Origin of the sequence: Chelatococcus sambhunathii, from assembly GCF_001418005.1 — a bacterium.
Taxonomy (GTDB): domain Bacteria; phylum Pseudomonadota; class Alphaproteobacteria; order Rhizobiales; family Beijerinckiaceae; genus Chelatococcus_A; species Chelatococcus_A sambhunathii.
This window is the reverse complement of record NZ_LIOL01000004.1, coordinates 154,849-180,902: the sequence shown is the minus strand read 5'-3', so window position 1 is coordinate 180,902 and position 26,054 is coordinate 154,849. Positions and strand designations below refer to the sequence as shown.

Genomic DNA, 26,054 nt, shown 5'->3' with positions numbered 1-26,054 from the left:
GGCGCCTCTCCTTCAGTGGGGCGCCGGGCCTTGCCCGTGGAGATGGCAGGCGACGGCGCCCGTCTCGTCGCGCAGGATCTGCGGCACCACGCTCGCGCATTGCGGCAGCCGCTCGGGGCAGCGCGGGTGGAAGGGGCAGCCCGAGGGCGGGTTGAGCGGGTCGGGAAAGGCGATGCCGAGCCCCGTGTCCGGGATGCCGAGCCCGGGCTCCGGCGTCAGCACCGAGGCGAGCAGCGCCTTGGTGTAGGGATGGCGCGGGGCCTTGAAGAGCGCCGCCGTCTCGGCGAGCTCGACGACGCGGCCAAGATACATCACCGCGACGCGCGTCGCGATGTGCTCGACGACGGCGAGGTTGTGGCTGATGAAGACATAGGTGAGGTTGAGCTCGCGCCTGAGGTCCATCAGGAGGTTGAGGATCTGCGACTGCACCGACACGTCGAGCGCCGAGGTCGGCTCGTCGCAGACGACCACCTCGGGCTTCATGACGAGCGCGCGCGCGATGGCGACGCGCTGGCGCTGGCCGCCGGACAGCTCACGCGGATAGCGGTCGGCGAAGCGCTGCGGCAGTCCGACCTTGTCGAGCATCTCGATCGTCATCTTCCGCCGCTCGGCCGCCGTGCCGATGCCGTGCACCTCGAGCGGCAAGGCCACGATGGAGGCGATGGTGCGGCGCGGATTGAGCGAGGAATAGGGATCCTGGAACACCGGCTGCACGCGCCGGGCCATGCCCTTGCGGCCGAGGCTGCGGATGTCCTGCCCCTCGAGCGTGATCGCGCCGGCACTCGGCGGCAGGAGGCCGAGCAGCATGCGCGCGAGGGTGGACTTGCCGCAGCCGGATTCTCCGACGATGGCGAGCACCTCGCCCTGGCGGATGTCGAGCGAGATGCCGTTCACGGCATGGAGCGTGCGCTTGCCCTTGAACATGCCACGGCTCACCTCGAAGGAGCGGGTGAGGTCGTGCGCTTCGATGAGAGCCGTCATGCCGCGTTCTCCAGGATGCAGCGCCAGCGGTGGCCGTCCGCGGTCTCGCGCACGGGCGGGGCGTCGAGGCAGGCCTGTTGGGCCTTGGTGCAGCGATCACGGAAGCTGCAGCCGCGCACCTCCCCGACGAGCGAGGGCACGACGCCGGGAATGACGCCGAGGCGCCCGCCGGGCTCGGTGCGGCCGGGCACAGGGATACACGCGATCAGCCCCTGCGTGTAGGGATGGCGCGGGGCGTTGAAGAGGGAGGCTGTCGGGCCCTCCTCCACGATCTGGCCGGCGTACATCACCGCCACCCGGTCGGCGATGCGCGCCACGATGCCGAGGTCGTGCGTGATCAGCACCATGGCGATGCCGAGCTCCCGCTGCAGGTCGGCGAGCAGGCGCAGGATCTGGGCCTGGATGGTGACGTCGAGCGCCGTCGTCGGCTCGTCGGCGATGAGCAGTTCCGGCCCGCACATCAGCGCCATGGCGATCATGACACGCTGGCGCAGGCCGCCCGAGAGCTGGTGCGGATATTGCCCGAGGCGCTCGGCGGCATTGGCGATGCCGACCTTGCCGAGCAGGAAGACGGCGCGCTCGCGCGCCTCCACCTCCGAGGCCTTCTTGTGCAGGCAATAGGCTTCGACAAGCTGATTGCCGATGGTGTAGGCGGGGTTGAGCGCCGTCATCGGCTCCTGAAAGATCATCGACATGCTGTTGCCGCGCAGCGCGTTGATGCGGCCCTTGCCGGCGCGCGACAGGTCCTCGCCCGCGAAGGCGAGACGCCGCGCCGTCTTCGTCGCGGCCTTCGGCAGGAGGTCCATGATCGCGAGCGAGGTCATGGACTTGCCGCAGCCCGATTCACCGACGAGGCAGAGCGTCTCGCCGCGCTTCACGGAAAAGGAGATGTCGCGCACGGCGTGCAGCGTGCCGCCCGCGGTCCTGATGTCGACGCTGAGGCCGTCGACCTCGAGAACGATGTCGCTGGAATTGGCCATGCCGTCAGCTCCGTCCTTCGGGGGCGATGATGTCGCGCAGGCCGTCGCCGGCGAGGTTGATGGCGAAGATGAGCAGCGCCAGCGCCGTGCCGGGGATGGCGATGAGCCAGAAGGAGAAGAACATGTAGGCCTTCGCCTCCGAGATCATCAGGCCCCAGGAGGGCAGGGGCGGCTGCACGCCGAGGCCGAGGAAGGAGAGGGCGGCTTCGAGCAGGATGGCGCTCGCCGCCTCCAGAGTCGCGACGACGATGAGGTGCGGGGCGATGTTGGGCAGCACTTCGCCCAGGACGATGCGCGTCGTCGAGGCGCCGGCCGCCTCCGCCGCCGCCACATAGTCGAGCGAGCGCACCTGTTGCGTCGCGCTGCGCATGACGACGGCGAAGCGGTCCCATTTCAGGAAGCCGAGCACCAGGATGACGATCCACAGCGAGCCGCCGATCATGGCGACGACGGCGAGCGCCACGAGGATCACCGGCATCGACAGGCGCGTGGTGACGAGGAAGGTGACGAGCATGTCGACCTTGCCGCCGAAATAGCCGGCCGCGAGCCCCAGCGTCGTGCCGATGAGGCCGGAGATGATGACGACGCTGATGCCGATGAGCAGCGAGATGCGCGCGCCGTAGATGACGCGCGAGAGATAGTCGCGCCCGAGCTGGTCGGTGCCCAGCGGGTGGACCCAGGAGCCCTTGGCGTACCAGAAGGGCGGCACGTTGCGGGCGCTGAGGTTCTGCAGATAGGGATCGTGCGGCGCGAGCACCGGCGCAAGGAGCGCGATGAGCACGATGGCGGCGACGATACCGATGCCAATGACGAAGGCCTTCTGCCCCAGCACGCGGCGCATGAGGCGGGAGTAGGCGGTGGGCTCTGCCGCGGCGGGCAGGGAAAGCGGTTCGCTCGTCATGTCATGCCACCCGGATGCGCGGGTCGAGCCAGGCGTTCGCGATATCCGCCGCGAGCGTCAGCAGAACGTAGAGGACGGAGAGCATGAGGACGATCACCTGCATCACGGGAAAATCCTTGAAGGTGATGCTCTGGTAGGCGAGGTAGCCGAGCCCATCGAGGGCGAAGATGGTCTCGATGACCACCGAGCCGCCGAGCAGGAAGCCGAGCTGCACGGCCGTGAGGGCGACGACCGGCACCACCGCGTTGCGCAGGGCGTGCTTGAAGATGACCTTGCGCGTCGGCAGGCCCTTGGCGCGGGCGGTGCGGATGTAGTCCGCCGACAGCACCTCGATCATGCCGGCGCGGATGAGCCGCATGAAGGCCGGCGCGACGTAATAGCCGAGCGCGATGGTCGGCATGATGAAATTCGCCCATGTCTTCGAGCCCGAGACCGGCAGCCAGCGCAGCGTGATGGAGAACAGCATCACGAGGATGAGGGCGAAGAAGAAGTTGGGCAGCGCCTGCCCGACGACGGCGATGGCGAGCGCCAGGCGGTCGATCCAGCTGTTGGCATAGACGGCGGCGAGCACGCCGAGCGGGATCGAGACGAGGAGCGCGAAGCCGAGGGAGAGGACGCCGAGCAGCAGCGTCGTCGGCAGCTTGGCGAAGACGAGCGTGGCGACATCGGTCTTGAAGTAGATCGACGTGCCGAAGTCACCCCGGAGCGTGTTCCACAGCCACTCGACATATTGCACCACGAGGGGCCGGTCGAGGCCGTAGGTGCGCCGCACGAGCTCGATGTCCTCCTGCCGCGCGCCCTCGCCGGCGATCGCGATGGCGACATCGCCCGACATGCGCAAGAGGAAGAAGGCGATGGCCGAGACGGCGAGCGCGACGAGCAGCGCCAGCCCCAGTCGTTTCAGAATATAGCCGATCATGGGCCGTTCTCCGGGCTCTTGCTCCGGTTGGGCGCCAACTCCCCTCCCCTTGTGGGGAGGGGTAGGGGTGGGGGTCGTCACCGGCGAGTGTGCCGCCGTTCGTTTGGCACCGCCCCCCTCCCTAACCCTCCCCACAAGGGGGGAGGGAACAGGGCGCGCACGCTCCGACGTTCAGCTGGAACAGTCCCCAGCTACTCGGGCGGTCCTTACTTCTTCCAGGTCATTTCCCAGAAGCGCGGCATCTCGTCCGGATAGGCGCGGAAGTCGAGGTCTGCCGTGGCGACGTAATAGACCGGCAGCGAATAGAGCGGCACGGCATAGGCCTTCTCGGCGATGCGGGTCAGCGCTTCCTTGTAGGAGGCGTTGCGCACGGCCGGGTCGACCGAGTTGTCGCCCTTGTTCAGCGCGTCACGCACTTCAGGATCGCGCGAGATGTCGTCGTCGCCCATGGCGAAATAGACCGGCGTCGAGGCCGAGACGTCGTTGACCGAGAACGAGCCCCAGGTCTGGTGCGTCAGCATCGCCTTGTTGCCGCGGATCTGCTCGCGCATCGCGGCATATTGCAGGAAGCGCAGGTTGGCCTTGATGCCGACCGCCTGCAGGTAGCCGATGATGGCTTCCGTCTGGTTGCGCTCACGATAGGCGACGATGTCGAGCTCGAGCCCGTTGGGAAAGCCCGCTTCGGCGAGGAGCGCCTTGGCCTTCTCCGGGTCGTACGGATACTTCGGCGCGCCGTGGTCGGTGCAGCCGAACTGCGAGGGGAAGCAGATCGTGTTGATGACGCGCGAGCCCTTGCCGACGATCTCCTTCACCATCGTCTCGCGGTCGATGGCGTGGATGATGGCCTTGCGCACGCGCTCGTCCTTGAGCGCGGGGGCGGGCGTGCCCTCCTGCGAATTCATCTGCATGAAGACGATGCGCATCGTCTCGCCCGAGACGACCTGCAGGTGGGGCGCGGCCTCGAGCTGCTCGGCCTGGTCCTTCGGCACGTGCATGATGAAGTCGACGCCGCCCGAGATGGCCTCGGCCATCTGCGTCTGCCGGTCCGGGATGAAGCGGATCTCGACCTTCCCGATCGTGGGCTTCGGCTTCGGCGAATCGGCGAAATAATCCGGGTTCGTCTCGAGCACGATCGACTTGCCGGGGACGTATTCCGTCACCTTGTAGGGGCCGGAGCCGACCGGCTTGTCGTTCTGGCCGGCCGGGCCGACCTTCTCGTAATATTCGTTCGGGTGGATCACCACCGGCCCGGCGAGATATTCGATGGCCGCGGGGAAGACCTTCTTGGTCGTGATGCGGACTTTGTATTTGTCGAGCTTCTCGGCCTTCTCGATCCAGCTGACGTTCTGCTGGGTGGTGACCTTGTTCTCGGGCTTCGAGACGAAGTTCAGCGTGTAGACGACGTCGTCGGCGTCGAATTCCTCTCCGTTGTGGAACTTGATGCCCTGGCGCAGCTCGACCTCGAGCGTGCGGTCGTCGACCCATTTCCAGCTCTTGGCGAGCTGGCCCTTGTAGTCGTTCGTGATGGGATCGCGGTAGATCAGCGTGTCCCAGACGTGCTGACCGATGATCACGCCGATGCGGACGTTGTTGAAGAACGGATCGACGCTTTCCGGCGCCTGGTCATAGGCCATGACGACGGAATTGTCGCTCTTGCCGGCGAAGGCCGGCGCGGAGAGCGCCAGGGCGCTGACCGCGGCAAGGGTCGTGAGCTTGATCAGGTTGCGCATGTTCACCCTCTTTCTGGCGGAACGTGGCAACCCCGACGCCAATTATGACGCAGCGCCTGCGCCTCTCGCGCGCGGCGGCTCCGTCACCGGCTCTGACCGGCTGTTCCCCGTTCCCTTGGCTGGAGGGGACATTTTCGCCCTCCTCCGTTGCGAGCCGGCCAAGCCGGTCCGAGTGCATATTTTCAGAACACGACTACACTTTCTGCAATTATATTGTTTCGAAACTTTCATTGCCGATTTGGCAAGGCAGAGGGTAAGGCGTCATGCAAGGCACGGCCCTGCGCTATTTTCTGGAGGTGGTGCGCACCGGCTCGGTGAGCGAGGCGTCGAGCCGGCTCAACGTGGCCGCCTCCGCCGTCTCGCGGCAGATCGCCAAGCTTGAGCGCGACCTCGGCAGCCGCCTGTTCGAGCGGCGGCCGCGCGGCATGGTACTGAGCGAGGCCGGCCGCCTACTCGCCACCTATGCGCGGCGCATGGCGCTGGAAGGCGAGCGGGTGGTGGGCCGCATCCGCGAGCTCGAGGGTCTCGCCCGCGGCGAGGTGCGGATCGCGACGACGGAGGGCTTCGCGCTCGACATGATGCCCGAGGCGATCGTCGCCTTCCGCCGCCGCTACGAGGGCATCCGGTTTGACCTCGCGGTCGTCCCGTTCACGGCGGTGACGCGCCTCGTGCAGAACGGCGATGTCGACATCGGCGTCACCTTCGGCCTCGCGCCGTCGCCGGACGTCAAGGTGCAGCGCGCCTGGCCGGCGCCGATCCTTGCCGTGATGACGCCGGACCATCCGCTCGCCGTCCGCGAGAGTCTGACGCTGCACGACCTGCGCGACCATCCCGTCACCTTGTCGGAGGCAAACACGACGCTGCGCCAGCTCGTCGACATGGCCTGCGCCGACGAGGGTGTGGCGCTGGAGCCGGTGCTCATCACCAATTTCGTCTCCGCGCAGCGCCGCTTCGTCGAGACGAAGGGCGGGGTGCTCGTCGCTTCGCCCTTGTCGATGGTCTCGGGGCTCCTTTCGGGCCGTCTCGTTGCCCGCCCGGTGCGCTCCGAGTTCCTTCATCGCCGCCGCTTCGAGATCCAGACCATGCTGGATCGCACCCTGCCGACGGCGGCCGAGGCCTTCGTCGCCTTCCTCAGCGAACATATCGACAACGACCTTGCCGCGCTGTCGCAGGTGCTCGGCTTCCTCGTCTATCTCGCGCATACGGAGGCGGAAGCCGAGATTTGATCAACCGCAAGGACGTCCGCCGGGCGTGCCGTCATGGTCGGGCAACGCCGGGCCTTCGCGCCGGCAAGTCGTTCGAGAGGTTGGTCGATGAACGAGGACAAGGCGTCCGCCTATGGCGACGAGCGCCTGCCGCGCTATACGAGCTACCCCACCGCTCCGCATTTCTCGGATGCCGTGACGGCAGACGTCTATGCGCGCTGGCTGGGCGAACTGTCGCCGGATCTGTCGGCCTCGCTCTATCTGCACGTGCCGTTCTGCCGGCAGATGTGCTGGTATTGCGGCTGCAACACCACCGTGATGCGCTCGGATGCGCCGATCTCGGCCTATGTCGCCGAGCTCTGCCGAGAGATCGACACGGTGGCCGGTTGCGTGCCGCATCCCCTGACGGTCGGCCACGTGCATTTCGGCGGCGGCACGCCGACGATCGTCGCGCCGCATGAGTTCCTGGCGCTGATGGCACTGCTGCGTCGGCGCTTCGATCTCGGCCCCGATGCTGAAGTCGCCGTCGAGATCGATCCGCGGCGCCTCGAGCGGCCGATGGCGCAGGCCCTCGGCGAGGGCGGCGTCAACCGCGCCAGCCTCGGCGTGCAGAGCTTCGACCCCGTGGTGCAGCAAGCCATCAACCGTGTGCAGAGCTATGCCGTCACGGCCGCCTCGGTCGAGATGCTGCACGAAGCGGGCATCACGGCCGTCAATTTCGACCTGATCTACGGCCTGCCGCACCAGACCGTGCAATCCTGCCGCGAGACGGCGCGCCAGTGCCTGGCGCTGCGGCCGGCGCGCTTATCCGTCTTCGGCTATGCGCACGTTCCATCCTTCAAGCCGCACCAGCGCCTCATCGACGAGGCGGCTTTGCCGAACGGCGCCGAGCGGCGGCGGCAGGCAGAGGCGATCGCCGAGGTCCTGTGCGCGGGCGGCTACCGCCGCATCGGCTTCGACCATTATGCCCTGCCGGACGACGAACTCTCCATCGCCGAGCGGGAAGGGCGCCTGCACCGCAATTTCCAGGGCTATACGAGCGACGCCTGCGACGTGCTCGTCGGCTTCGGCGCCTCCGCCATCGGCCGCCTGCCCCAGGGCTATGTGCAGAACGAGCCGCTGCCGCGCCGCTATTCCAGGCTGATTGGGGAGAGGGGCCTCGCCACCGTCAAGGGCTACGCCCTGACCGCCGACGACCGGCTGCGGGCCGACATCATCGAGCGTCTCATGTGCGATTTGGCCGTCGACGTGGGTGCCATCTGCGCCCGGCACGGCACGGATCCGGCGCCGCTCATGAACGCGCCGCGGCTCGGCGACGTGGTCCGCGACGGGCTCGCCCGCATCGAAGGCCATGTCGTGCGCGTGCCCGACGAGGCCCGCTTCCTCGTGCGCACCATCGCCGCCGCCTTCGACGCCTATCTCGGCCAGGGCGGCCGCGCCCACAGCCGCGCGGTGTGAGGAGAGGGACGCCCCGCACGCAGGCCTTTCCCGGACGCGTTGAGCGAAGCGCCGGCGGGTGGACCCCGGCTCAGTACCGCATCATTTCATGCTGCGGTGCGTCCGGGGGCGAGGATGTTCCGTGGTGGAGGGCAACCCTTCGGCCAGACCATGCGCAGCCTACGCCGCACAACCTCGTTTCCCGGACGCAGCAGCGATAGCGGAATGCGATCCGGGAACCAGCGCAAGAATCTGCACGGCTCCAAAGTAATCTGCACGGCTCCAAAGTGGGCGGCCGGTACCGCGCGCTGCCAGCGCTCCGGAAAGTCAAAAAAATCGTCCGAAAGGGTCTGCCACCTTTCGGACGATCAAGGGCCGGCCCGGCAGAGCCGAGAGGGACTGGAGGTCAACCGTTGAGACGGGCGAGAGCCGCCTTGTCGCGCAGGACGATCGTGCGGCGGCTGGCCGGTACGTCGATGATGCCCTTGCGCTCGAGCTCGGTCAGCGAGCGCGACACGGTCTCGATGGTGAGGCCCAGGTGGTCGGCGATGTCGAGCCGCGACATGGGGAGCTCGACGGCATCGGCGCCGGCGAGCCGCTCGGCCATGTCGACGAGGAATGTTGCGATCTTCTCGATGGCGGACTTGCGGCCGAGCAGCAGCATGTGGCGCTGGGCCCGCTCGAGCGCATGCATCATCGCGCCGAGCACCTCGCGCGAGAAGGTCTCGTCGAAGAGGAGGTCGTCGAGATCGCGCCGGCGGTAGGCGACGACGGTGGCGGCGCTGGCCGCCTCGGCGCTGAAGCGGTGCTCGGCGCCGGCTTCGACGCCGAAGACGTCGCCCGGGAAGTGGAAGGCGTCGATCTGCCGCCGGCCGTCGCTGAGGAGTTTCGACGTGCGCACGACCCCCTGGGTGACCCTGTAGAAGGACACGGCCGGATCGCCCTCGGCGAACAGCTCCTCGTCCTTGTCGAGGGTCCGCACGGAGCCGACGCCGGCCGGGCGCCGGCCCTGCGCGACCGCGGCGCGGGACAGGACGGCTGCGTCGAAGTGCCTGGCGGCGGGGGTGTTCATCACGATCTGCATCTGCACCTCCTCGAGGGCACCCAAATGACTTGTTGCATGATGGGTAGCCCGGACGCGGCATGCGGAAAATTCCGCTCGATACCTAAGGGAAACCCCTGATGACCGCCTGTCGCAGCCCAATGGCACGCCTAGCCGGTGCCACGCCGGCACCGGCCTTCAGGAAGGAATGAGGGAGGATCAGGGTGAGTCGGCGAGGGCCGTGCGGATGCCGTCGAGCAACTGACTGTCTTCGAGCGGCTTCTCTAGCACCTGGCGGAAGCCGTGGCGCTCCGCCTGGCGGCGCAGGTCGTCATTGACCTTGCCGGAGATGAGAATGGCGGGCAGGCCGATGTGGCGCAGGCGCAGGGCATCGATGAGCTCGAGCCCGCTCATGCCGGGCATCGAATAGTCGACCACGATGCAGCCGTGCGGCGGAAGCGCCTTCTCCGCCAGAAGCTGCGGGGCGCTTTCGTAGAGGCGCACATCGAGCCCTTCGAGCTCCAGCGCGAATTTGAGCGAGGCGCGGACCGCCGCATCGTCATCGACGATGAGGACAGGCCCCCCAACCAGCGACATCAACACGTCCCGTATGGTCTTGGCGATTGGGAACACCCTACGCCGTCGACGCGAGCAACGGCTTGATGTGCCTCAAGACCGGGCCATGCTCCAATTACGGAAATCTACCTACTCGCCGCCTCGCCGGCGGCGCGGCTCACGCTTCCCGGCGCTCGCCGGCGCCCTCGCCGACGAGGACCATGCGCACGAGCTGGGACAGGCTCGCCGCCTGCATCTTGGCCATCACGTTGGCGCGATAGATCTCGACCGTGCGCGGGCTGATGCCGAGCTCGAAGGCGATGACCTTGTTGGCCTTGCCGTCGACGAGCCCTGCGAGCACCTGCCGCTCGCGCTCGCTGAGCGTCGAGAGGCGCTCGTTGAGGGCGCTCGCCTCTGCCACGCGGCGCGCCTCTTCGGCATTGCGGTCGAGCGCAGTGCGGACGGCGGCGAGGAACAGGTCGTCGTCGAACGGCTTTTCGAGAAAGTCGACGGCACCAGCCTTCATCGCGGATATCGCGAGCGGCACATCCGCGTGCCCGGTCATGACGATGACCGGCAAGGTGCTGCCGCGGCGCCTGAGCTCCTGCAGGAAGGCGATGCCGTCGAGCCCGGGCATGCGTACGTCCGTGACGATGCAGCCCGCCTGAGCTTGCACGGCGCTCGCGAGGAAGGCGGTAGCCGATTCGTGCAGGCGTACCGGCAGGCCGTCCGAGGCAAGCAGGAAGGACAGCGACTGGCGCACGGCGAGATCGTCGTCGACCACGTGAACCACCGCCTCAGGTGCCATGGATGAACTCCTCCTCTCCAGCCGTCCGCAATGTGAAATGGAACGTGGTGCCGGCACCGGCCTCCGTCTCTGCCCAGATCCGACCCCCATGGGCCGCAACGATCGTGCGGCAGATCGACAGGCCGACGCCCATGCCGTGCTGCTTGGTCGTCACGAAGGGCTCGAAGAGGCGGTTGCGCACCTCTTCCGACAGGCCCGTGCCCGTGTCGGACACGGCGATCTCGACGAGGTGCTCGTCGGGCAGCGCGCGGGTCGTGACCGAAAGCTCGCGCACGGGGGCATCCTGCATCGCCTCGATGGCGTTGCGGATCAGATTGAGCAGGATCTGCTGGATCTGGATTCGGTCGGCGAAGACCTCGGAGGCCTGCGGGTCGAGGCCGAAGGTCACGCGCACGCCCTTTTCCCGGGCGCCGACGAGGGCAAGCGCGCTCGCCTCCTCGATGAGTTTGGGCAGGCTTTCCAGCCGATGCTCGCTCTCGCCGCGGGCGACGAACTCGCGCAGATGGCGGATAATCTGTCCCGCCCTCAGCGCCTGCTCGGCGGCCTCGTTCACGCCGTCGCGCAGCAGCGCGATGCGCTCGCCCTCCAGCTGCCCGAGCAGGCGGTGGCAACCCTTGAGATAGTTGGTGATGGCGGTGAGCGGCTGGTTGATCTCGTGCGCCAGCGTCGAGGCCATCTCGCCGAGGGCCGTGTAGCGGGACATGTGGACGAGCTCGGCCTGCAGCTCCTGCAGCCGTGTCTCCGTCTTCTGCCGCTCCGTCAGGTCGCGGATGAAGCCCGTGAAATAACGCGCTCCGCCTGACACCATCTCGCCCACCGCGAGTTCCATCGGGAAGGTCGAGCCGTCGCTGCGCTGGCCGACCACGACGCGGCCGATGCCGATGATGCGCCGCTCGCCGGTCGTCAGGTAGCGCTCGATGTAGCCGTCGTGCCGCTCGCGGTAGGGCGAGGGCATCAGCATGCTGACGTTGCGGCCGATGACCTCGGCCGCCGAGAGGCCGAAGAGGCGCTCGGCCGCCACGCTGAAGGACTGCATCAGGCCCTGCTCGTCGATGACGATCATCGCGTCGGGCACGGTCTCGAGGATGGAACGCAGATGGGCCTCGCGCGCCTTGAGCGTTTCCTCCGCCGTGGCGCTGGCAGAGATGTCGCGGATGACGAGCGCAAAGCCCATGGGCGTGCCCTGGTCGCCGAGTGGCGTCAGGCTGGCCTGCGCGACGAAGGTGCCACCGTCTTTGCGCTGCAAGGGCCGCCGCAATTCGTGTCGCCCTTCGGCCGCCGCCGCGGCGAGCGCCTCCGCGGGCAGGCCAGCGGCCGCCGCGTCGGCCGGGAACAGCTTCACCCAGTTCTCGTCGAGCAGTTCGTCCTCGCGCCAGCCGGTGATGGTGCGAGCGCCGGCATTCACCGTCGTGATCACGCCTCCGGTGTCGAGTACGAAGAGCGCGATGTCGGCGACGGCGTCGATCAGAAGTTCGGCGCGCCGGCCCCGTGAGGCGGCGAGCGCCGATTGGGCGCTGGCGTCGGTCAAGCGATCCCCCGGATGATCGGTCACGCCGATTGTATAACGCCCTCAGGTGCCGGGGGCCACCGTCCCGCGTGCGTGGCAGCCTTGCGGCGGCGCGTCGCACGCGTGGCGCGCATCAGAGCCTGACCGACCGGCCGGAGGCCAGCGACGTCACCGCGGCATCGGCCAGCCTGAGCGCGGCCAGACCGTCCTCGCCCGTCGGCACCGCGATGTCTTCGCCAGCCGCCAGCCGGCAGAAGGCCGCGAGCTCGAGCCGGTAGGCCTCGGCATAGCGCTGCATGAAGAAGTCGAGCAGCGGGTCGCTGGTGAAGCCGGACGCATTGGCGCGCGTCAGCGTCGTAGCCGTCTCGTTGCCCGCCTGGATCATGCCCTTCTCGCCATGCACCTCGAGGCGCTGGTCGTAGCCGTAGCTCGCCCGGCGCGAATTGGTGATGACGGCGATGCGCCCGCTCGCCGTCTTCAGTGTCGCGGTCGCCGTGTCGACATCGCCCGCTGCGCCGATGGCAGGATCAACGAGGGCGGCGCCGGTGGCGAAGACTTCCGTCACCTCCTCGCCGAGCAGGAAGCGCGCCATGTCGAAGTCGTGGATCATCATGTCGCGGAAGAGCCCGCCCGAGCGCTTGATGTAGTCGACCGGCGGCGGAGCGGGGTCGCGGCTCGTGATCTGCACGAGCTCGACCTTGCCCACCGCGCCGGCCTCGACCTCCGCCTTGAGGCGAGCGAAACTCGGGTCGAAGCGGCGGTTGAAGCCGAGCATCAGCCTGGCATTGTGCTCGCGCACCACGGCGAGGCAGGCCTCGGCGCGGGCGCTGGAAAGGTCGATCGGCTTCTCGCAGAAGATCGCCTTGCCTGCGCGCGCCGCTTCTTCCACCTGCGTCGCATGCAGGTCCGTCGGCGTCGCCACGATGACGGCGGCGATGTCCTTGTCCGCCATGATCTCCTCGACGCTGGCGCGCCGCGCCCCCGTCAGCGCCTGCGCCGCGTCGGCGGCCGCATCGACGGGATCGAAAACGGCCGCGATGCGCGCGTCGGGGAGGGCGATCACGGCCCGGGCGTGGGTGATGCCGATGCGGCCTGCGCCGAGCAGTCCGATATTGAGCATGGGTGTCGTCCTTGGGTCGGGGGCTTCTATCTTGGCGGCGCGCCGCCACACCAACGGCCCTGTTTCCCCACCGTCATGCCCGCGCTTGTCGCGGGCATCCACGCCCTGAAGCCTGAGCTATGTCAGAGGCGTGGATGGCCGGGACAAGCCCGGCCATGACGGTGGAGGCGAGGGCCGTTTGCATCACTTGTCGCGCTGGAAAATCCAGTCGTGGTCCGGGTGGTTCTGGAAACGCCATTTGCGGATCGGGCCCGCCATGACGTTGAGGTAGTACATCTCGTAGCCGTAGGGCGTGCCGCAGGGATGGTGGCCGCGCGGCACCAGCACCACGTCGCCGTCGCTCACCGCCATGGTCTCGTCGAGCGTGCCGTCCTCGGTGAAGACACGCTGAATGCCGAAGCCCTGCGCCGGGTTGAGGCGGTGGTAATAGGTCTCCTCGAGATAGGTCATCTCGGGATAGCGGTCCTCGTCGTGCCGGTGCGGCGGGTAGCTCGACCAGTTGCCCTGCGGCGTGAACACCTCCGTCACCAGCAGGCTGTCGGCGACGTCGCTGTCCTCCATGGCGATGGGATGGATGTAGCGCGTGTTGGCGCCCTTGCCGCGCGTGACCTTCTCGATGCCGGTCAGCACGCGGGCCTCGTGCCCGCCCTTGCCGGGCGCCGTGCAGATGGCGAGCGTGCAAGGCGTCGTCGCCCGCGCCGACCAGGTGGTGCCGTTCGGCGCATAGACGCCGTGCGGCGGCGTGCCCTCGAAGACGTTCAGGCGCTCGCCAAGCTCGCCGAAGCTTTTGTCGCCGACGCCGATCTCGGCCTTGCCCTCGACGAGCACCAGGATCACCTCGGTGTCGCCGGTCGGCTCCGCCGCCGTCTCGCCGGGCACGAGCCGGTAGAGGCCGAAGCCGACATAGCCCCATCCGGCGCTCGTCGGGGTGATGTCGTGCACCTTGCCCGTCGTGCCGGTGGGCTTGCGCAAGAGCTGGGTCATTGCATCGTCTCCGCCTGTTCCGGGCTGTCTCTTCCTGCCATCACGCCTTGTCCAGCCCCGCCTCGCGCGCCATGGCTTTCAGCGCCTTCAGCCCCATCGACTGGTATTCGTAAGGGTTGCGCACGGCCGGATCCTGCTCGGCCTCGATGACGAGCCATCCCTGATAGCCGTGCTCTGCGGCGATCTTGAGTACGGGCGGGAAGTCGACGCCGCCCTCCGGGTCGCCCGGAACGGTGAAGACGCCGCGGCGCACGCCCTCGAGGAAGGAGAGACCCTCCTTCTCGACCTCGGCGCGGATGGCGGGGCGCACGTTCTTGGCGTGGATATGGGCGACCCGGTCCATGTATTTCTTCGCGACGCGCGCCGGGTCGCCGCCGCCGAACCAGCAATGGCCGGTATCGAGCAGGAGATGCGTCGCCGGCCCCGTATGCGCCATCAGCGCGTCGATCTCCTCCTCCGCCTGCACCACGGTGCCCATGTGGTGGTGATAGACGAGGGTGATGCCCTCATCGGCGCAATATTGCGCGATCTGTTCCACGGCGGCGCCGAAGGCCTGCCAGTCACCGGCCGGCAGCACCGGCCGATCGCTCAACGCCACCGCGTCGTTGCCGTGGATGGCGTTCGACGTCTCGCAGACGATGCAGACCTTGCATCCCATGGCTTTCAGCAGGTCGAGATGCGGCCTGATCGCCTTCTTCTCCTCCTCCACCGAATGGGCGAGCAGGTTGAGCGAGTGCCAGCCGGAGACGAAGGAAAGCCCGTGCGGCGCGAGCGCGGCCTTCAGTGCGGCGGGCTCGGTGGGCATCTTGTGGCCCTTCTCGATACCGTCGAAGCCGATCTTGCCGGCCTCGCTCAGGCACTGCTCGAGGCTGATATTGGCGCCGAGGCTCTGGTCGTCGTCGTTGGACCAGGCGATGGGATTGGTGCCGTAGAGGATCATTGCGCTATCCGCGTGGGGGCTGGTTTGGCTGAAGGTGGTTGCGGCGATGCCCTCTCGGGCATCGGGTTGTCCGCTGGTTCCCGGCTCTCGCCTGCGCTTCGCGCATTCGGGCCGGGAAACGGGGGTGTGCTTTGAGAAGAAGCCTGTTCCCCGGATGCATTGAGCGAAGCAGAACGCGAGCCGGCGCGCTGCGCACGGAGCCGTGTCGAAGGCTCGCCGCCACGCCCGATCGGTCTCGATCCTGCCCCGCTCATCTCAGGCTCCGGGAAAGGCCTGGCGTCAATCCGCCGGGCGCTGGTTCTTGAGGTTCTTTTCATAGGCGGCACGGGCGGCGTTGACCTCCGGCCGCACGGAGACCTCCGGCACCGCCACGTCCCACCAGTGGCCGCCGGCCTCCGTCGTCGGCATCGGGTCCGTGTCGATGACGATGGCGCTCGGCCTGTCCGCCTTGCGGGCGCGGGCCATCGCCTCTTCCAGCTCGGCGATGCTCGCCACCTTCTGCGCATTCGCGCCCATGGAGGCGGCATGGGCGGCGAAGTCGACGGCGGAGGGTACCGCATGGCGGGCCGTGTCGAGCAGGTTGTTGAAGCTCTCGCCACCGGTGGCGCGCTGCAGGCGGTTGATGCAGCCGTAGCCGCGGTTATCGAGCACGACGACAATGATCTTCTGGCCGAGCATCACCGCCGTCGCGAGCTCCGAATTCGCCATCATGTAGCTGCCATCGCCGACCATGACGACGACCTCTCGGTCGGGCCGCGCCATCTTGACGCCGAGCCCGCCGGCGATCTCGTAGCCCATGCAGGAGAAGCCGTATTCGAGGTGGTAGCCGTTCGGGCGGCTTGCCTTCCACAACTTGTGCAACTCACCGGGCAGGCCGCCGGCGGCACAGACGAGGATGGTGTCTTCGCCGACGCTGCGCTGCACGGCGCCGATGACCTGCGCGTCCGACGGCAGCACGTTGTCGCCGGGCGCCATGGTGGCGGCATCGACCGCCTTCAGCCATTCGGCCTTCAGTTGCGGCTCGGGCGCCGCCGCCTTGTGCCCGCCGAGCGCTGCCGACAGCGCTTCGAGCGCCACCTTGGCGTCGGCGACCAGCGGGATCGCCCGGTGCTTGCCGGCATCATAGGGCGTCACGTTAACGGCGAGGATGCGCCGGTCGGGATTGCGGAACAGGGCCCAGCTTCCGGTGGTGAAGTCCTGCAGGCGGGTGCCCACCGCGATCACGAGGTCGGCCTCGGCCGCCACCGCATTGGCGGCGGAAGAGCCGGTGACGCCGATGGCGCCGAGATTGAGCGGATGGTCCCACGGCAGAGACGACTTACCCGCCTGCGTCTCGGCAACCGGAATCTGGTGCGTCTCGGCGAAGGTGGTGAGTGTCTGCGTGGCGAGCGAATAGAGCACGCCGCCGCCGGCGATGATCAGAGGCTTGCGCGCGCCGCGGATGGCCTCGGCCGCCTCGGCGAGCTCGCGTGCATCCGGCTGCGGGCGGCGGATGTGCCAGGCGCGCGGGGTGAAGAACGTCTCCGGCCAGTCATAGGCTTCGGCCTGCACGTCCTGGCAGAAGGCGAGTGTCACCGGCCCGCAGTCCACCGGGTCTGTCATCGTTGCCATGGCGCGGGGGAGAGCGGTGAGCAACTGCTCCGGCCGCGCGATGCGGTCGAAATAGCGGCTGACCGGCTTGAAGCAGTCGTTGGCGCTCACCGTGCCGTCGCCGAAATCCTCCACCTGCTGCAGCACCGGGTCGGGTGCCCGGTTGGCGAAGACGTCGCCGGGCACCAGCAGCACCGGCAGGCGGTTGACGTGGGCGAGCGCCGCGGCGGTGACGAGGTTGAGGGCGCCCGGGCCGATGGAGGTCGTCACCATCATCGCCCGCTGGCGGTTGAGCGCCTTGGCATAGGCGATGGCCGCATGTGCCATGGTCTGCTCGTTGTGGCCGCGCCAGGTCGGCAGGGCGTCGCCCGCGCCGTGCAGGGCCTCGCCCATGCCGGCCACGTTGCCATGGCCGAAGATGGCCCAGCAACCGGCGATGAAGGGCTCGCCGTCGGCCGTCTTCTGGGCGGCGAGCCAGCGGACCATGGCCTGAGCGGCCGTGAGGCGGATGGTGCTCATGACGGTTGTTCCTTCTGCGTGCGGACGCGGTCCCAGATGTCGCACAGCATGCGGTATTTCTCGGCCATCTCCGTGACGGCCTCCTCGTCGCCGGTCTCGCCGGCGAACCAGCGTCGTGCCGCGTCGCCGAAGATGGTGCGGCCGACGGCGAAGCCCTTCACGAGATCGAAGGCCGCCGCCATGCGAAGGCTCGCCGAGAGCTCCTCGAGGGGCGCATCGAGCCCGAGGACGACGATGCCGCGCGTATGGGGATCGTTGCGCGAGACGGCCTCGACCGCATTGCGCCAGGCGGTTTTGCTGCGTAGCGGCTCGAGCTTCCACCAGTCGGGGAAGACGCCGATCTCGTAGAAACGCTCGATGACGCGCGCCGTGGTCGTGTCGTCCACCGGCCCCGCCTTCGAAGCGATGATCTCCAGCAGGAATTCGAGGTTGTTGCGCCGGGCCGCCTCGGCGAGACGCTTCACCGTCTCCTCCTGCCGTGCCTTGAGGCCGGCGTCGTCGTCCGGATGATAGAAGCACAGCACCTTGACGACATGCTCGACCGGCCATTCGGCGAGCGCCGTGCCATAGTCTAGCCCCAGTTCCGCTTCGAGTTCGAGTGGACGCGACCCCGGCCGTTCCACGGGGCGGCCGATCCACAGGCCCGTGCCGGCGGCGGCATGGAGCGCTTCGCGTCCGAGGCGGCCGTCGCACAGGATGCCGTAACCCGCCTTTCCATCGGCGACGCGCTGCGCCGCCCTGAGGCACAGGGACTTGAAGGGGCCGATGCGCTCGCGCGGCGCACCCGCCTGGTCGGCCATGTCCTCGAGCTGCATGCGGTGGTCGAAGGCGAAGACGCGCATGTGCGGCCATTGGCCCTTGCGCGTCGTCGCCCAGTGGATCTGCTCGAGCTCGGTGTCGTGGCGCAGCGCCGGAGTGACGATGCCGCGCTTCAGGAAGAACTGCAACTCCTCCCAGCTCGGATAGGCCGGCGTGCAACCGTGGCGCGAGACGGCGAAGGCACCGCAGGCATTGGCGTAGGTGAGGCTCGTCACCCAGTCCTCGCCGCGGAGCCAGCCGCGCAGGAGCCCCGACATGAAGCCGTCGCCGGCGCCGAGCACATTGAAGACCTCGATCGGAAAACCCGGCCCGGAGATGCCGTCGTCGAGGCTGTCGGGAATGGCGCCCTCGAAGGCGGCAGCGCCCATCGGCCCGCGCTTGCACACGAGCGTCGCGTTGGAAACGGCGCGCACGGCGCGGAGCGCTGCGACCGTGTCGGTCGTGCCGCCGGCGATGTGGAACTCCTCCTCCGTGCCGACGATGAGGTCGAAGAGATGCAAGGTCGACTGCAGCTTCTGTGTCACCGCTGCGGAGGCGATGTAGCGGCTCTCGCCAGCGCCGTGGCCGGCGAGGCCCCAGAGATTGGGGCGATAGTCGATGTCGAGCGCCGTCTTTGCCCCGTTGTCCCGCGCGAGCCGCACGGCCTTGAGCACAGCCGCCTCGGTACGCGGATGCGACAGGTGCGTGCCGGTCGCGGTCACGCAGCGGCTGCCGGCGATATAGGCGGGGTCGATGTCATCCTCGCTCAGCGCCATGTCGGCGCAGTTCTCGCGATAGAAGATGAGCGGGAACTGGTGCTGGTCGCGGATGCCCAGGATGACGAGGGCGGTGAGCCGCTCCGGGTCCGTCTTGACGCCCGTGACGTCGACACCCTCGGCGATGAGTTGCTCGCGGATGAAACGGCCCATGTGCTCGTCGCCGACGCGGGTGATGAGGCCCGACTTGAGGCCGAGCCGCGCCGTGCCTGCGGCCATGTTGGTGGGCGAGCCGCCGATATATTTGCGGAAGCTCGCCATGTCCTCCAGCCGCCCGCCGACCTGCGCGCCGTAGAGGTCGACCGACGAGCGGCCGATGGTGATGACATCGAGCATCACACGGTCCCTCCGAGCGAGCTTTCGAGCACCGCGAGTTCCTGGCCGCCAGCCATCAGGTCCTGCAGCGCCTCGGCCGTGATCTCGCCGCGCACGGCCGTGCCCAGCGTCTTGCCGCGGTTGAGCACGGTGAAGCGGTCCCCGACGGCCATGGCATGGCGTACGTTGTGGGTGATGAAGACGATCCCGATGCCCGCCTTGCGCACTTGGTCGATGGTGGCGAGCACGTTGGCCGTCTGACGCACGCCGAGCGCCGAGGTCGGCTCGTCGAGGATGAGTACCTTGGCGCCGAAATAGACCGCGCGGGCGATGGCGACCGTCTGGCGCTCGCCGCCCGAGAGGGTGCCGACCGCCTGCTCCGGCTCGCGCAGGTTGATGCCCATGCGCGCCATCTCCCGCATCGTCACCTCGTTCGCCTTGGCGAAGTCGATGGTCTTGAAGGGGCCGAAGCCCTTCTCCGGCTCGCGGCCCATCCAGAAATTGCGTGTCACGCTCATCAGCGGGATCATCGCCAGATCCTGATAGACCGTCGCGATGCCGGCTGCCATGGCGTCGCGCGGGCTGTCGAAGACGACCTCCTGACCTTCTACCACCATGGTGCCGCGCGAGGGCTTGTGCACGCCCGACATGGTCTTGATGAAGGTGGACTTGCCGGCGCCGTTGTCACCGAGCAGGCAGTGGCACTCGCCCGGACGCACGTCGAAGGAGACGCCGCCGAGCGCGATCACCGGGCCGAAATGCTTCTCGATGTTGCGCATCTCGATGATGGGAGCGGTCATCAGCGTTCTCCCGTGATGAGACGGCGGATGTAGGTGTTCATGATGACCGCGAGGATCAGGATCGTGCCGAGGAAGACGCGGAACAGCGAGCTCTCCGCCCCGGCGAAGAACAGGCCCTGCTGCACGACACCGAAGATGAGCGCCCCGAGCGCCGCCCCGATGACCGAGCCGTAGCCACCGGTGAGCAGCGCCCCGCCGATGACCACGCAGATGATGGCCTCGAACTCCTTGAGGAGGCCGCGGTCGGCGGCAGCCGAGCCGAACTCCATCACCTGGCACATCGCGAAGACCGTGGCGCAGAAGGCGGTGAACATGAACATCAGCACCTTCACGCGGTTGACCGGCACGCCGACGTAGCGCGCGGCCTGTGCATCGCCGCCCGAGGCGAAGATCCAGTTGCCGAAGCGCGTCTTCGCAAGGAGCCAGTGGCCGAAGATGATGAGCCCGATCGCCCAGACGATGAGCATCGGCACGCCCTCGACCACCGGCTGGCCGGCCCGTGCGCCGCGCGTGAAGGTGTCGATGAGGCCCACGTCGCCGAGCCACTGGAAGAAGCCCTTGAAGATGACCCCGCCGAAGAGGGCAGCGAGCCAGTCGCCCTCAGCCGCCTCGCGCACACCCCCGATGATGGTCTGGCGCGTGGTCAGGATCGATAGCCAGATCGTGAGGCCGCGCAGGATGTAGAGGAAGGCGAGGGTGACGATGAAGCTCGGCAGCCCGGTGCGAATGACGAGCAGGCCGTTGATGGCGCCCAGTCCGATGCACACGGCGAAGGTGACGAGGATGGCGAGCCACGCCGGCCAGCCCCACTGCACGGTGAGGATGGCGGCGATGACGCCGGCAAAGCCGATCATGGAGCCGACGGAAAGGTCGAACTCGCCCGCGATCATCAGGAGGCAGGCGCCGACCGCGATGATGGCGAACTGTGCCGAGACGACGAGCCAGTTCTGGAAGCCGGCCGGCGCGAACATGCCGCTGTCGCCCGCGACCATCAGGAAGAAGGCGAAGACCAGGATGACCCCGCAGATCGCCCCGAGTTCCGGCCGGATCATGGCGCGGCGCAGCGAAGAGACGGGCATGAGCCGCTCGTCCGTCATGACGTTTCCCCGTTTTCGATGGTGCTTGGCATGCGGGGCGCGAGGCGCGCCCCGCCGCAGTCCTCAAACGCCGGGGCGCGAGGCGCGCCCCGCTGCAGTCCTCAAACGCCGGGGCGCGAGACGCGCCCCGCCGCGGTGTTTCGCATGCGGGGCGCTCGGCGGCGCCCCGCAGCATCGACCAATGTTTCAGCGGTATTCGCCGGCGAGCTTCTCGACGAGGGCGATGTTGTCCTTGGTGATGAAGCCCGGGCCGGAGTTGATCGCGTTCGGCGGTATGACGCCGTAGCGGGCATAGTTCGTCAGGAGCACCACCGGCAGATAGCCCTGCAGGTAAGGCTGCTGGTCGATGGCGAAGGCGATGGTGCCGTCCTTGATGGCCGCAGAGATGCCGGCCGACAGGTCGAAGGTGCCGAAGTGGACCTGGCCGGCCATGCCGTTCTCCTTGAGCGCCGCGATCGTCGGCTCGGCGGAGTTGGGGCCGAGGGCGATGATGCCGTCGGTGTCGGCGTTGGCACGCAGATAGGCGGAGACCTTGTTCTTGACCTCGGAAGGGTCGAGGCCAGTGTCGATCATCTGGTTGCCGAGCGGCACGTTCAGCCCGTCGGCGAAGCCTTGGCAGCGCTGCACGGAGGCCGGATTGGTGATGTAGTGGTTGACGCACAGGAACTTCTTGACGCCGGCTGCCTTCGCCCGCTCGCCGGCGGCGAAGCCCGCCGCATATTCGGGCTGGCCGATATGCAGCAGCGCGCCGATGTCTTTCGACTCCTCGATGGTGCCCGAGTTCACGGTGATGACCGGGATGCCCTGCTCGACTGCCTTGGCGAGCGGGCCCTTGAGGACGTTGAAGTCGGCGATGGTCGAGATGATGCCAGCCGGGTTCGAGGCCGTGGCCTGCTCGACGATGCGGGCCATGTCGGCGAGGTCGCCGGTCGGCGGGTTGCGGTATTCCACCGTCACGCCCATCTGGCTGCTCGCCACCTTGAGCGCGTTCTTGATGGTGTTCCACCAGCTGTCGCTGTCAGGTGCGTGGCTGACGAAGACGAAGCGCTCGCCCTCCGCGTGGGCCGGCGTCGCCAGGCTGCCCGCGAGCGCGAGGGATGCGACGGCGAGCGCCGCAAGTGTCTTTCTCATGGTTCCTCTCCCAGACTTCAGAAGTGTCAGGCCATCGAGCTTGCGCGGATCCCGCCCGGCGCAGTCCCGCTTGGCGCGGCGTCTCCGTGCGTCCGGGAGCTGCGGCCGCCATTGGTCATGGGCCGTCTCGCAGGCTCTTGGATGGAAATTTTGTTCCAAAAAAATCAGAATGCAATAAAAAAATTCCATATCATCGTGATTGCCGCACCGCCCCCACGGCCACGGCCAGCGCGATCGCGAGCGAAAGGGTGGCCGACAGGGCGCGGAACGAGCCGACATCCACTTCCGAGACATCGAGGGCGTGGACGCCGAGGCGCCTGAGCGGGCTGGTGACGGTGTCGGTGATGGCGACAACCTCGTTGCCGCGCTCGCGCGCATAGGCGGCAAGGTCGATGGTCTCCTGCGTATAGGGCGCGAAGGAGATGGCGATGACGACGTCGCCCGGGCGGATGGCGTGGCGCCGCCCCAGCTTGCCGACGCCGTCATGCAGGATGGAAGGGATATCCATCTTCTCGAAGGCGTAGCTGAGATAGGTGGCCACCGGGAAGGCCCGGCGCATGCCCATGACGTGGATGGTGGGCGCAGCGGCGAGCGCGGCCACAGCGGCATCGAGCGCTTCCGAATCGACCGTCGAAGCCAGACGCTCCAGCGACAGCCGGCCCGCCTCGATGAATTCGGCGAGCAGCGCCGACGGGCTCTGCCCGCCCTCCGCGCGCAGGTTGTCGAGCCGCGTGGCATAATCGGGCCAGCGCTGGCCGTAGCTGTCGCGGAACAGGCGCTGCATGTCGCTGAAACCAGCAAAGCCGAGCAACTGACAGAAGCGCATGAAAGCTGACGGCTGTACGCCGGCGCCCGCCGCCAGTTCCGCGACGGTGGAGAGGGCGATCCTGTCCGTGTTGTGTGCCACGAAATCGGCGCACTGCCGCAGGCGCTTGGGCAGCGTGTCCGCGATCTGGACGAGCCGCTCCTGAAATTCGTCGACGGAGGCGGGTGCGGCCGGCTTCTTCATGACATTGTTCCTTGACAGAACCGTCGTTCTATATTCATCGATTGAATGGAATATATATTCCATTTGCTCGGGAGGGGAGCCGGAAAATGGAAAGCCTGGGCATCGGCCTCATCGGGACGGGTTTCATGGGCAAGTGCCATGCACTCGCCTTCGGCGCGGTCAAGGCGGTGATGGGAGACGTGCCGACGCCGCGGCTCGAGCTCCTGTGCGAGACGCCGGCCGACAAGGCGGCGGCCATGGCCGGCCAGTTCGGCTTCGCCCGTGCGACCGACGACTGGCGCGCGCTCGTCGCCGATCCCGCCGTCGACATCGTCTCGATCACGACGCCGAATCGCCTGCACCACGAGATCGCCATGGCGGCCATCGCGGCGGGCAAGCACGTCTATTGCGAAAAGCCCATGGCGCTGACGCTGCACCAGGCCGAGGAGATGGCGGCGGCAGCACGCGCGGCCGGCGTCAAGACCATCGTCGGCTACAACTACATCAAGAACCCCACCTTCATGCATGCGCAGCGCCTCGTGCAGGAGGGCGCCATCGGCCGCATCGTCCACTTCCGCGGTTGGGTGGACGAGGACTATCAGGCCGATCCCGACCTGCCGTGGACCTGGCGCGCGCGCCACGCGGAGGCCGGGCTCGGGGCGCTCGGCGACCTCGGCTGCCATCTCGTCTCCATGGCCTACGGCCTCGTCGGGCCGATCGAGAGCCTCGTTGCCGACATGCAGACCGTCCACCGCACGCGCCCGCTCGCCGACGGCTCGGGCGAGGCGGCGGTGGAAAACGAGGACGTCGCCACCGCCCTCGTGCGATTCAAGGGCGGCTTCCACGGCAGCCTCGCCACCTCGCGCAGCGCCTGGGGCCGCAAGAACCGCCTCGGCTGGGAGGTGCACGGCACGAGGGGCATGCTGATCTTCGACCAGGAGCGCATGAACGAGCTGCAGCTTTACGAGAATCAAGGCCCCGGCGCGCAGCAGGGCTTCAAGACCATCCTGACCGGCCCAGCCCACCCGCCCTTCGGCGCCTTCGTGCCGGCGGCGGGCCACCAACTCGGCTTCAACGACCTCAAGGTCATCGAGGCTGCCGCCCTCCTGCGTGCCATCGCCGAAGACAGCCGGCCCGAGCCTGATTTCGTTGCCGCGCTCGCCTTCGAGCGCGTGATCCACGCCATCGCGGAGGCGGCCCACACCGACCGGCGGGTGGTGATTTAACATCGTCGGCGAGCGCTCGCGGATTGGAATGCATGCTGACAGAAACCGTCAGCATCGATGCTATGCTGGCGCCATGTCGCGCGCGCACCGCCTGTTCGATCTGCTGCAGATGCTCCGTCGCCACCGCCGGCCGGTGAGCGGGGCGGCGCTCGCGGAGGAGGCCGGCGTCAGCCTGCGCACGCTCTATCGCGACATCGCCGCGCTGCAGGCCATGGGCGCCGAGATCGATGGCGAGCCGGGCGTGGGCTATGTCCTGAAGCCGGGCTTTCTCCTGCCGCCGCTCATGTTCTCTGCCGAAGAGATCGAGGCACTGGCGCTCGGCCTCAGATGGGTGGCGGGGCGTACGGACGAGAGCATGGGCGCGGCGGCGCGCGATGCGATGGCCAAGCTCGCTGCCGTCCTTCCGCCGGATCTTGGTGAACGCATGAACGACGATGCGCTCGTCATCGGCGCCGGCTGGGAACGTCCCAAAGGCGTCGCGCTGGCGCTCCTGCGGCAGGCGCTCAATACCGAGCGCAAGCTGGCGCTCACCTATGTCGACGAAGCCGGCGCGAAATCCGAGCGCGTCGTGTGGCCCGTGACGCTCGGCTTCTTCGAGACGAAGCGGGTGCTGGTGGCCTGGTGCGAGCTGCGCAATGCCTTCCGCAGCTTCCGCGCCGACCGCATGCTCGCCGCTGAAATCCTTCCCGATCGGTCGCCGCGGCCGCGCCGGCAGATGGTGCAGGAATGGCGGCAAACCATGCTGACAAAAACTGTCAGTGAGCCGTCCTATCGTGGGGTTACGTCAACCGACGTCACCAGAGACCGCGAGGAGATCCACATGAGCAAGGAATTGATTTTCTACACGAATCCGCAGTCGCGCGGCTATATCGTGCACTGGATGCTGGAGGAGGTCGGCTGCCCCTACACCGTCAAGGTGCTCGATTTCGGCACCACGATGAAGGCGCCGGACTATCTGTCCATCAACCCCATGGGCAAGGTGCCGGCGATCGTCCATGGCAACCAGGTCGTCACGGAAGCCGCCGCGATCTGCGCCTATCTCGCCGATGCCTTCCCGGACGCGGGCCTGCTGCCGGCGCCCGAGCATCGCGGCGCCTACTACCGCTGGCTGTTCTTCACTGCAGCCTGTCTCGAGCCGGCGGCCTCCAACCATGCGGCAGGCTGGAATCCCTCGCCGGAACAGCAGCGCAGCTTCGGCTATGGCTCCTACGAGATGGTCCTCGAGACGCTGGCGGGCGCGCTCAAGGGGCGGCGCTATATCGCTGGCGACCGCTTCAGCGCGGCCGATGTCTATCTCGCGAGCCACCTGCAGTGGGGCATGATGGTCGGCATGATCGAGAAGCGCCCCGAGTTCGAGGCCTATTGCGCGCCGCTCGTCTCCCGGCCGGCGGCCGAGCGCGCCGACACCGAAGTCAAGAAGCTCGAAGCGCAGAAGGCGTGGTCGGCGGCCTGAGGATGGATAACAACATGAGTCCCGCCGCCTGGCGGCGGGACAGCGTGGCCTGGCGGGCCGATCTGGCTGGGGCGGCAGGATTCGAACCTGCGAATGGCGGTACCAAAAACCGCTGCCTTACCACTTGGCGACGCCCCAACAGCACTCAGGCGGGGCGGACCATAATTCGAGCGACGGCCTGACGCAACGCCGATGCGGCGGCCGGGCCGGGCGGATGGCGCCGGCCTAGCGTTGTCCACAAGCGGCGGGCGG

Annotated in this window: 22 protein-coding genes and 1 tRNA gene; 4 read left to right on the top strand and 19 right to left on the bottom strand. The window is 67.9% G+C overall.

From position 1 onward, the window contains the following. Window positions 1–12 precede the first annotated feature (12 nt). The 5 genes from ASC46_RS09910 to ASC46_RS09890 form a co-directional block, all read right to left on the bottom strand. Window positions 13–981 carry an ABC transporter ATP-binding protein gene (locus ASC46_RS09910; protein ID WP_055459148.1) on the bottom strand — a complete coding sequence of 323 codons (969 nt, stop codon included), beginning with the start codon at window positions 979–981 and terminating at the stop codon, window positions 13–15. Further along, window positions 978–1,961 (bottom strand): ABC transporter ATP-binding protein, encoded by a 984-nt coding sequence (locus ASC46_RS09905; protein ID WP_055459147.1) that lies wholly within the window; start codon window positions 1,959–1,961, stop codon window positions 978–980. Before ASC46_RS09905 ends, ASC46_RS09910 begins: the two co-directional genes overlap by 4 nt. Before the next feature lie 4 nt (window positions 1,962–1,965). After that, complete coding sequence (locus tag ASC46_RS09900; protein ID WP_055459146.1) at window positions 1,966–2,862, bottom strand: ABC transporter permease; 897 nt, start codon at window positions 2,860–2,862, stop codon at window positions 1,966–1,968. A gap of 1 nt (window position 2,863) precedes the next feature. Next, window positions 2,864–3,781: an ABC transporter permease gene (locus ASC46_RS09895; protein ID WP_019402429.1), complete on the bottom strand. Its 918-nt coding sequence runs from the start codon at window positions 3,779–3,781 to the stop codon at window positions 2,864–2,866. 206 nt (window positions 3,782–3,987) lie between these two features. Then, window positions 3,988–5,511 carry an ABC transporter substrate-binding protein gene (locus tag ASC46_RS09890; RefSeq protein ID WP_055459145.1) on the bottom strand — a complete coding sequence of 508 codons (1,524 nt, stop codon included), beginning with the start codon at window positions 5,509–5,511 and terminating at the stop codon, window positions 3,988–3,990. Window positions 5,512–5,774: 263 nt separating this feature from the next. Between ASC46_RS09890 and ASC46_RS09885 the strand changes: the two genes are divergently transcribed. Together ASC46_RS09885 and hemN are read left to right on the top strand one after the other, a co-directional pair. Beyond that, window positions 5,775–6,737: a LysR family transcriptional regulator gene (locus ASC46_RS09885; RefSeq protein ID WP_055459144.1), complete on the top strand. Its 963-nt coding sequence runs from the start codon at window positions 5,775–5,777 to the stop codon at window positions 6,735–6,737. Window positions 6,738–6,824: 87 nt separating this feature from the next. After that, window positions 6,825–8,174 (top strand): oxygen-independent coproporphyrinogen III oxidase, encoded by a 1,350-nt coding sequence (gene hemN / locus ASC46_RS09880; RefSeq protein ID WP_055459143.1) that lies wholly within the window; start codon window positions 6,825–6,827, stop codon window positions 8,172–8,174. 385 nt (window positions 8,175–8,559) lie between these two features. On the opposite strand, the gene ASC46_RS09875 is transcribed toward hemN, so the two are convergent. The 13 genes from ASC46_RS09875 to ASC46_RS09815 all read right to left on the bottom strand — a co-directional run bounded on the left by ASC46_RS09875 (window position 8,560) and on the right by ASC46_RS09815 (window position 23,144). Continuing rightward, window positions 8,560–9,237, bottom strand: coding sequence for a helix-turn-helix domain-containing protein (locus tag ASC46_RS09875; protein WP_071924411.1), 678 nt, complete (start codon window positions 9,235–9,237; stop codon window positions 8,560–8,562). A gap of 177 nt (window positions 9,238–9,414) precedes the next feature. Further along, a complete protein-coding gene (locus tag ASC46_RS09870; RefSeq protein WP_055459141.1) occupies window positions 9,415–9,792 on the bottom strand; it encodes a response regulator transcription factor in 378 nt (125 codons plus the stop codon). Between the two features lie 136 nt (window positions 9,793–9,928). Next, entirely contained in the window at window positions 9,929–10,558 is a 630-nt protein-coding gene (fixJ, locus tag ASC46_RS09865) for a response regulator FixJ (RefSeq protein ID WP_055459140.1), read from the bottom strand. Then, complete coding sequence (locus ASC46_RS09860) at window positions 10,548–12,086, bottom strand: PAS domain-containing sensor histidine kinase (RefSeq protein ID WP_055459139.1); 1,539 nt, start codon at window positions 12,084–12,086, stop codon at window positions 10,548–10,550. Before ASC46_RS09860 ends, fixJ begins: the two co-directional genes overlap by 11 nt. A gap of 112 nt (window positions 12,087–12,198) precedes the next feature. Then, complete coding sequence (iolG, locus tag ASC46_RS09855; protein ID WP_055459138.1) at window positions 12,199–13,185, bottom strand: inositol 2-dehydrogenase; 987 nt, start codon at window positions 13,183–13,185, stop codon at window positions 12,199–12,201. 183 nt (window positions 13,186–13,368) lie between these two features. Then, entirely contained in the window at window positions 13,369–14,169 is an 801-nt protein-coding gene (gene iolB, locus ASC46_RS09850) for a 5-deoxy-glucuronate isomerase (protein WP_055459137.1), read from the bottom strand. Window positions 14,170–14,209: 40 nt separating this feature from the next. Continuing rightward, a complete protein-coding gene (gene iolE, locus ASC46_RS09845) occupies window positions 14,210–15,109 on the bottom strand; it encodes a myo-inosose-2 dehydratase (protein WP_055459136.1) in 900 nt (299 codons plus the stop codon). A 279-nt stretch (window positions 15,110–15,388) separates the two neighbouring features. Continuing rightward, on the bottom strand, window positions 15,389–17,218 hold the full coding sequence (iolD, locus tag ASC46_RS09840) for a 3D-(3,5/4)-trihydroxycyclohexane-1,2-dione acylhydrolase (decyclizing) (protein ID WP_055459135.1): 1,830 nt from the start codon (window positions 17,216–17,218) through the stop codon (window positions 15,389–15,391). Then, the gene (locus ASC46_RS09835; RefSeq protein ID WP_055459134.1) at window positions 17,215–19,128 is read right to left on the bottom strand and encodes a bifunctional 5-dehydro-2-deoxygluconokinase/5-dehydro-2-deoxyphosphogluconate aldolase; all 1,914 of its coding nucleotides are present in this window, start codon (window positions 19,126–19,128) and stop codon (window positions 17,215–17,217) included. Before ASC46_RS09835 ends, iolD begins: the two co-directional genes overlap by 4 nt. After that, a complete protein-coding gene (locus ASC46_RS09830; RefSeq protein WP_055459133.1) occupies window positions 19,128–19,907 on the bottom strand; it encodes an ATP-binding cassette domain-containing protein in 780 nt (259 codons plus the stop codon). The genes ASC46_RS09835 and ASC46_RS09830 overlap by 1 nt, the downstream gene beginning before the upstream one ends. Then, entirely contained in the window at window positions 19,907–21,004 is a 1,098-nt protein-coding gene (locus ASC46_RS09825) for an ABC transporter permease (protein WP_055459132.1), read from the bottom strand. Before ASC46_RS09825 ends, ASC46_RS09830 begins: the two co-directional genes overlap by 1 nt. Before the next feature lie 186 nt (window positions 21,005–21,190). Continuing rightward, window positions 21,191–22,135, bottom strand: a complete 945-nt coding sequence (locus ASC46_RS09820) for a sugar ABC transporter substrate-binding protein (RefSeq protein WP_055459131.1) — start codon at window positions 22,133–22,135, stop codon at window positions 21,191–21,193. 190 nt (window positions 22,136–22,325) lie between these two features. Beyond that, on the bottom strand, window positions 22,326–23,144 hold the full coding sequence (locus tag ASC46_RS09815) for a MurR/RpiR family transcriptional regulator (protein ID WP_055459130.1): 819 nt from the start codon (window positions 23,142–23,144) through the stop codon (window positions 22,326–22,328). Between the two features lie 86 nt (window positions 23,145–23,230). Between ASC46_RS09815 and ASC46_RS09810 the strand changes: the two genes are divergently transcribed. Both ASC46_RS09810 and ASC46_RS09805 read left to right on the top strand, forming a co-directional pair. After that, complete coding sequence (locus ASC46_RS09810; RefSeq protein ID WP_055459129.1) at window positions 23,231–24,349, top strand: Gfo/Idh/MocA family protein; 1,119 nt, start codon at window positions 23,231–23,233, stop codon at window positions 24,347–24,349. Window positions 24,350–24,422: 73 nt separating this feature from the next. After that, on the top strand, window positions 24,423–25,802 hold the full coding sequence (locus ASC46_RS09805) for an HTH domain-containing protein (protein ID WP_055459128.1): 1,380 nt from the start codon (window positions 24,423–24,425) through the stop codon (window positions 25,800–25,802). Between the two features lie 63 nt (window positions 25,803–25,865). On the opposite strand, the gene ASC46_RS09800 is transcribed toward ASC46_RS09805, so the two are convergent. Beyond that, window positions 25,866–25,940: transfer RNA gene (locus ASC46_RS09800), tRNA-Gln, on the bottom strand. Window positions 25,941–26,054: the final 114 nt, after the last annotated feature.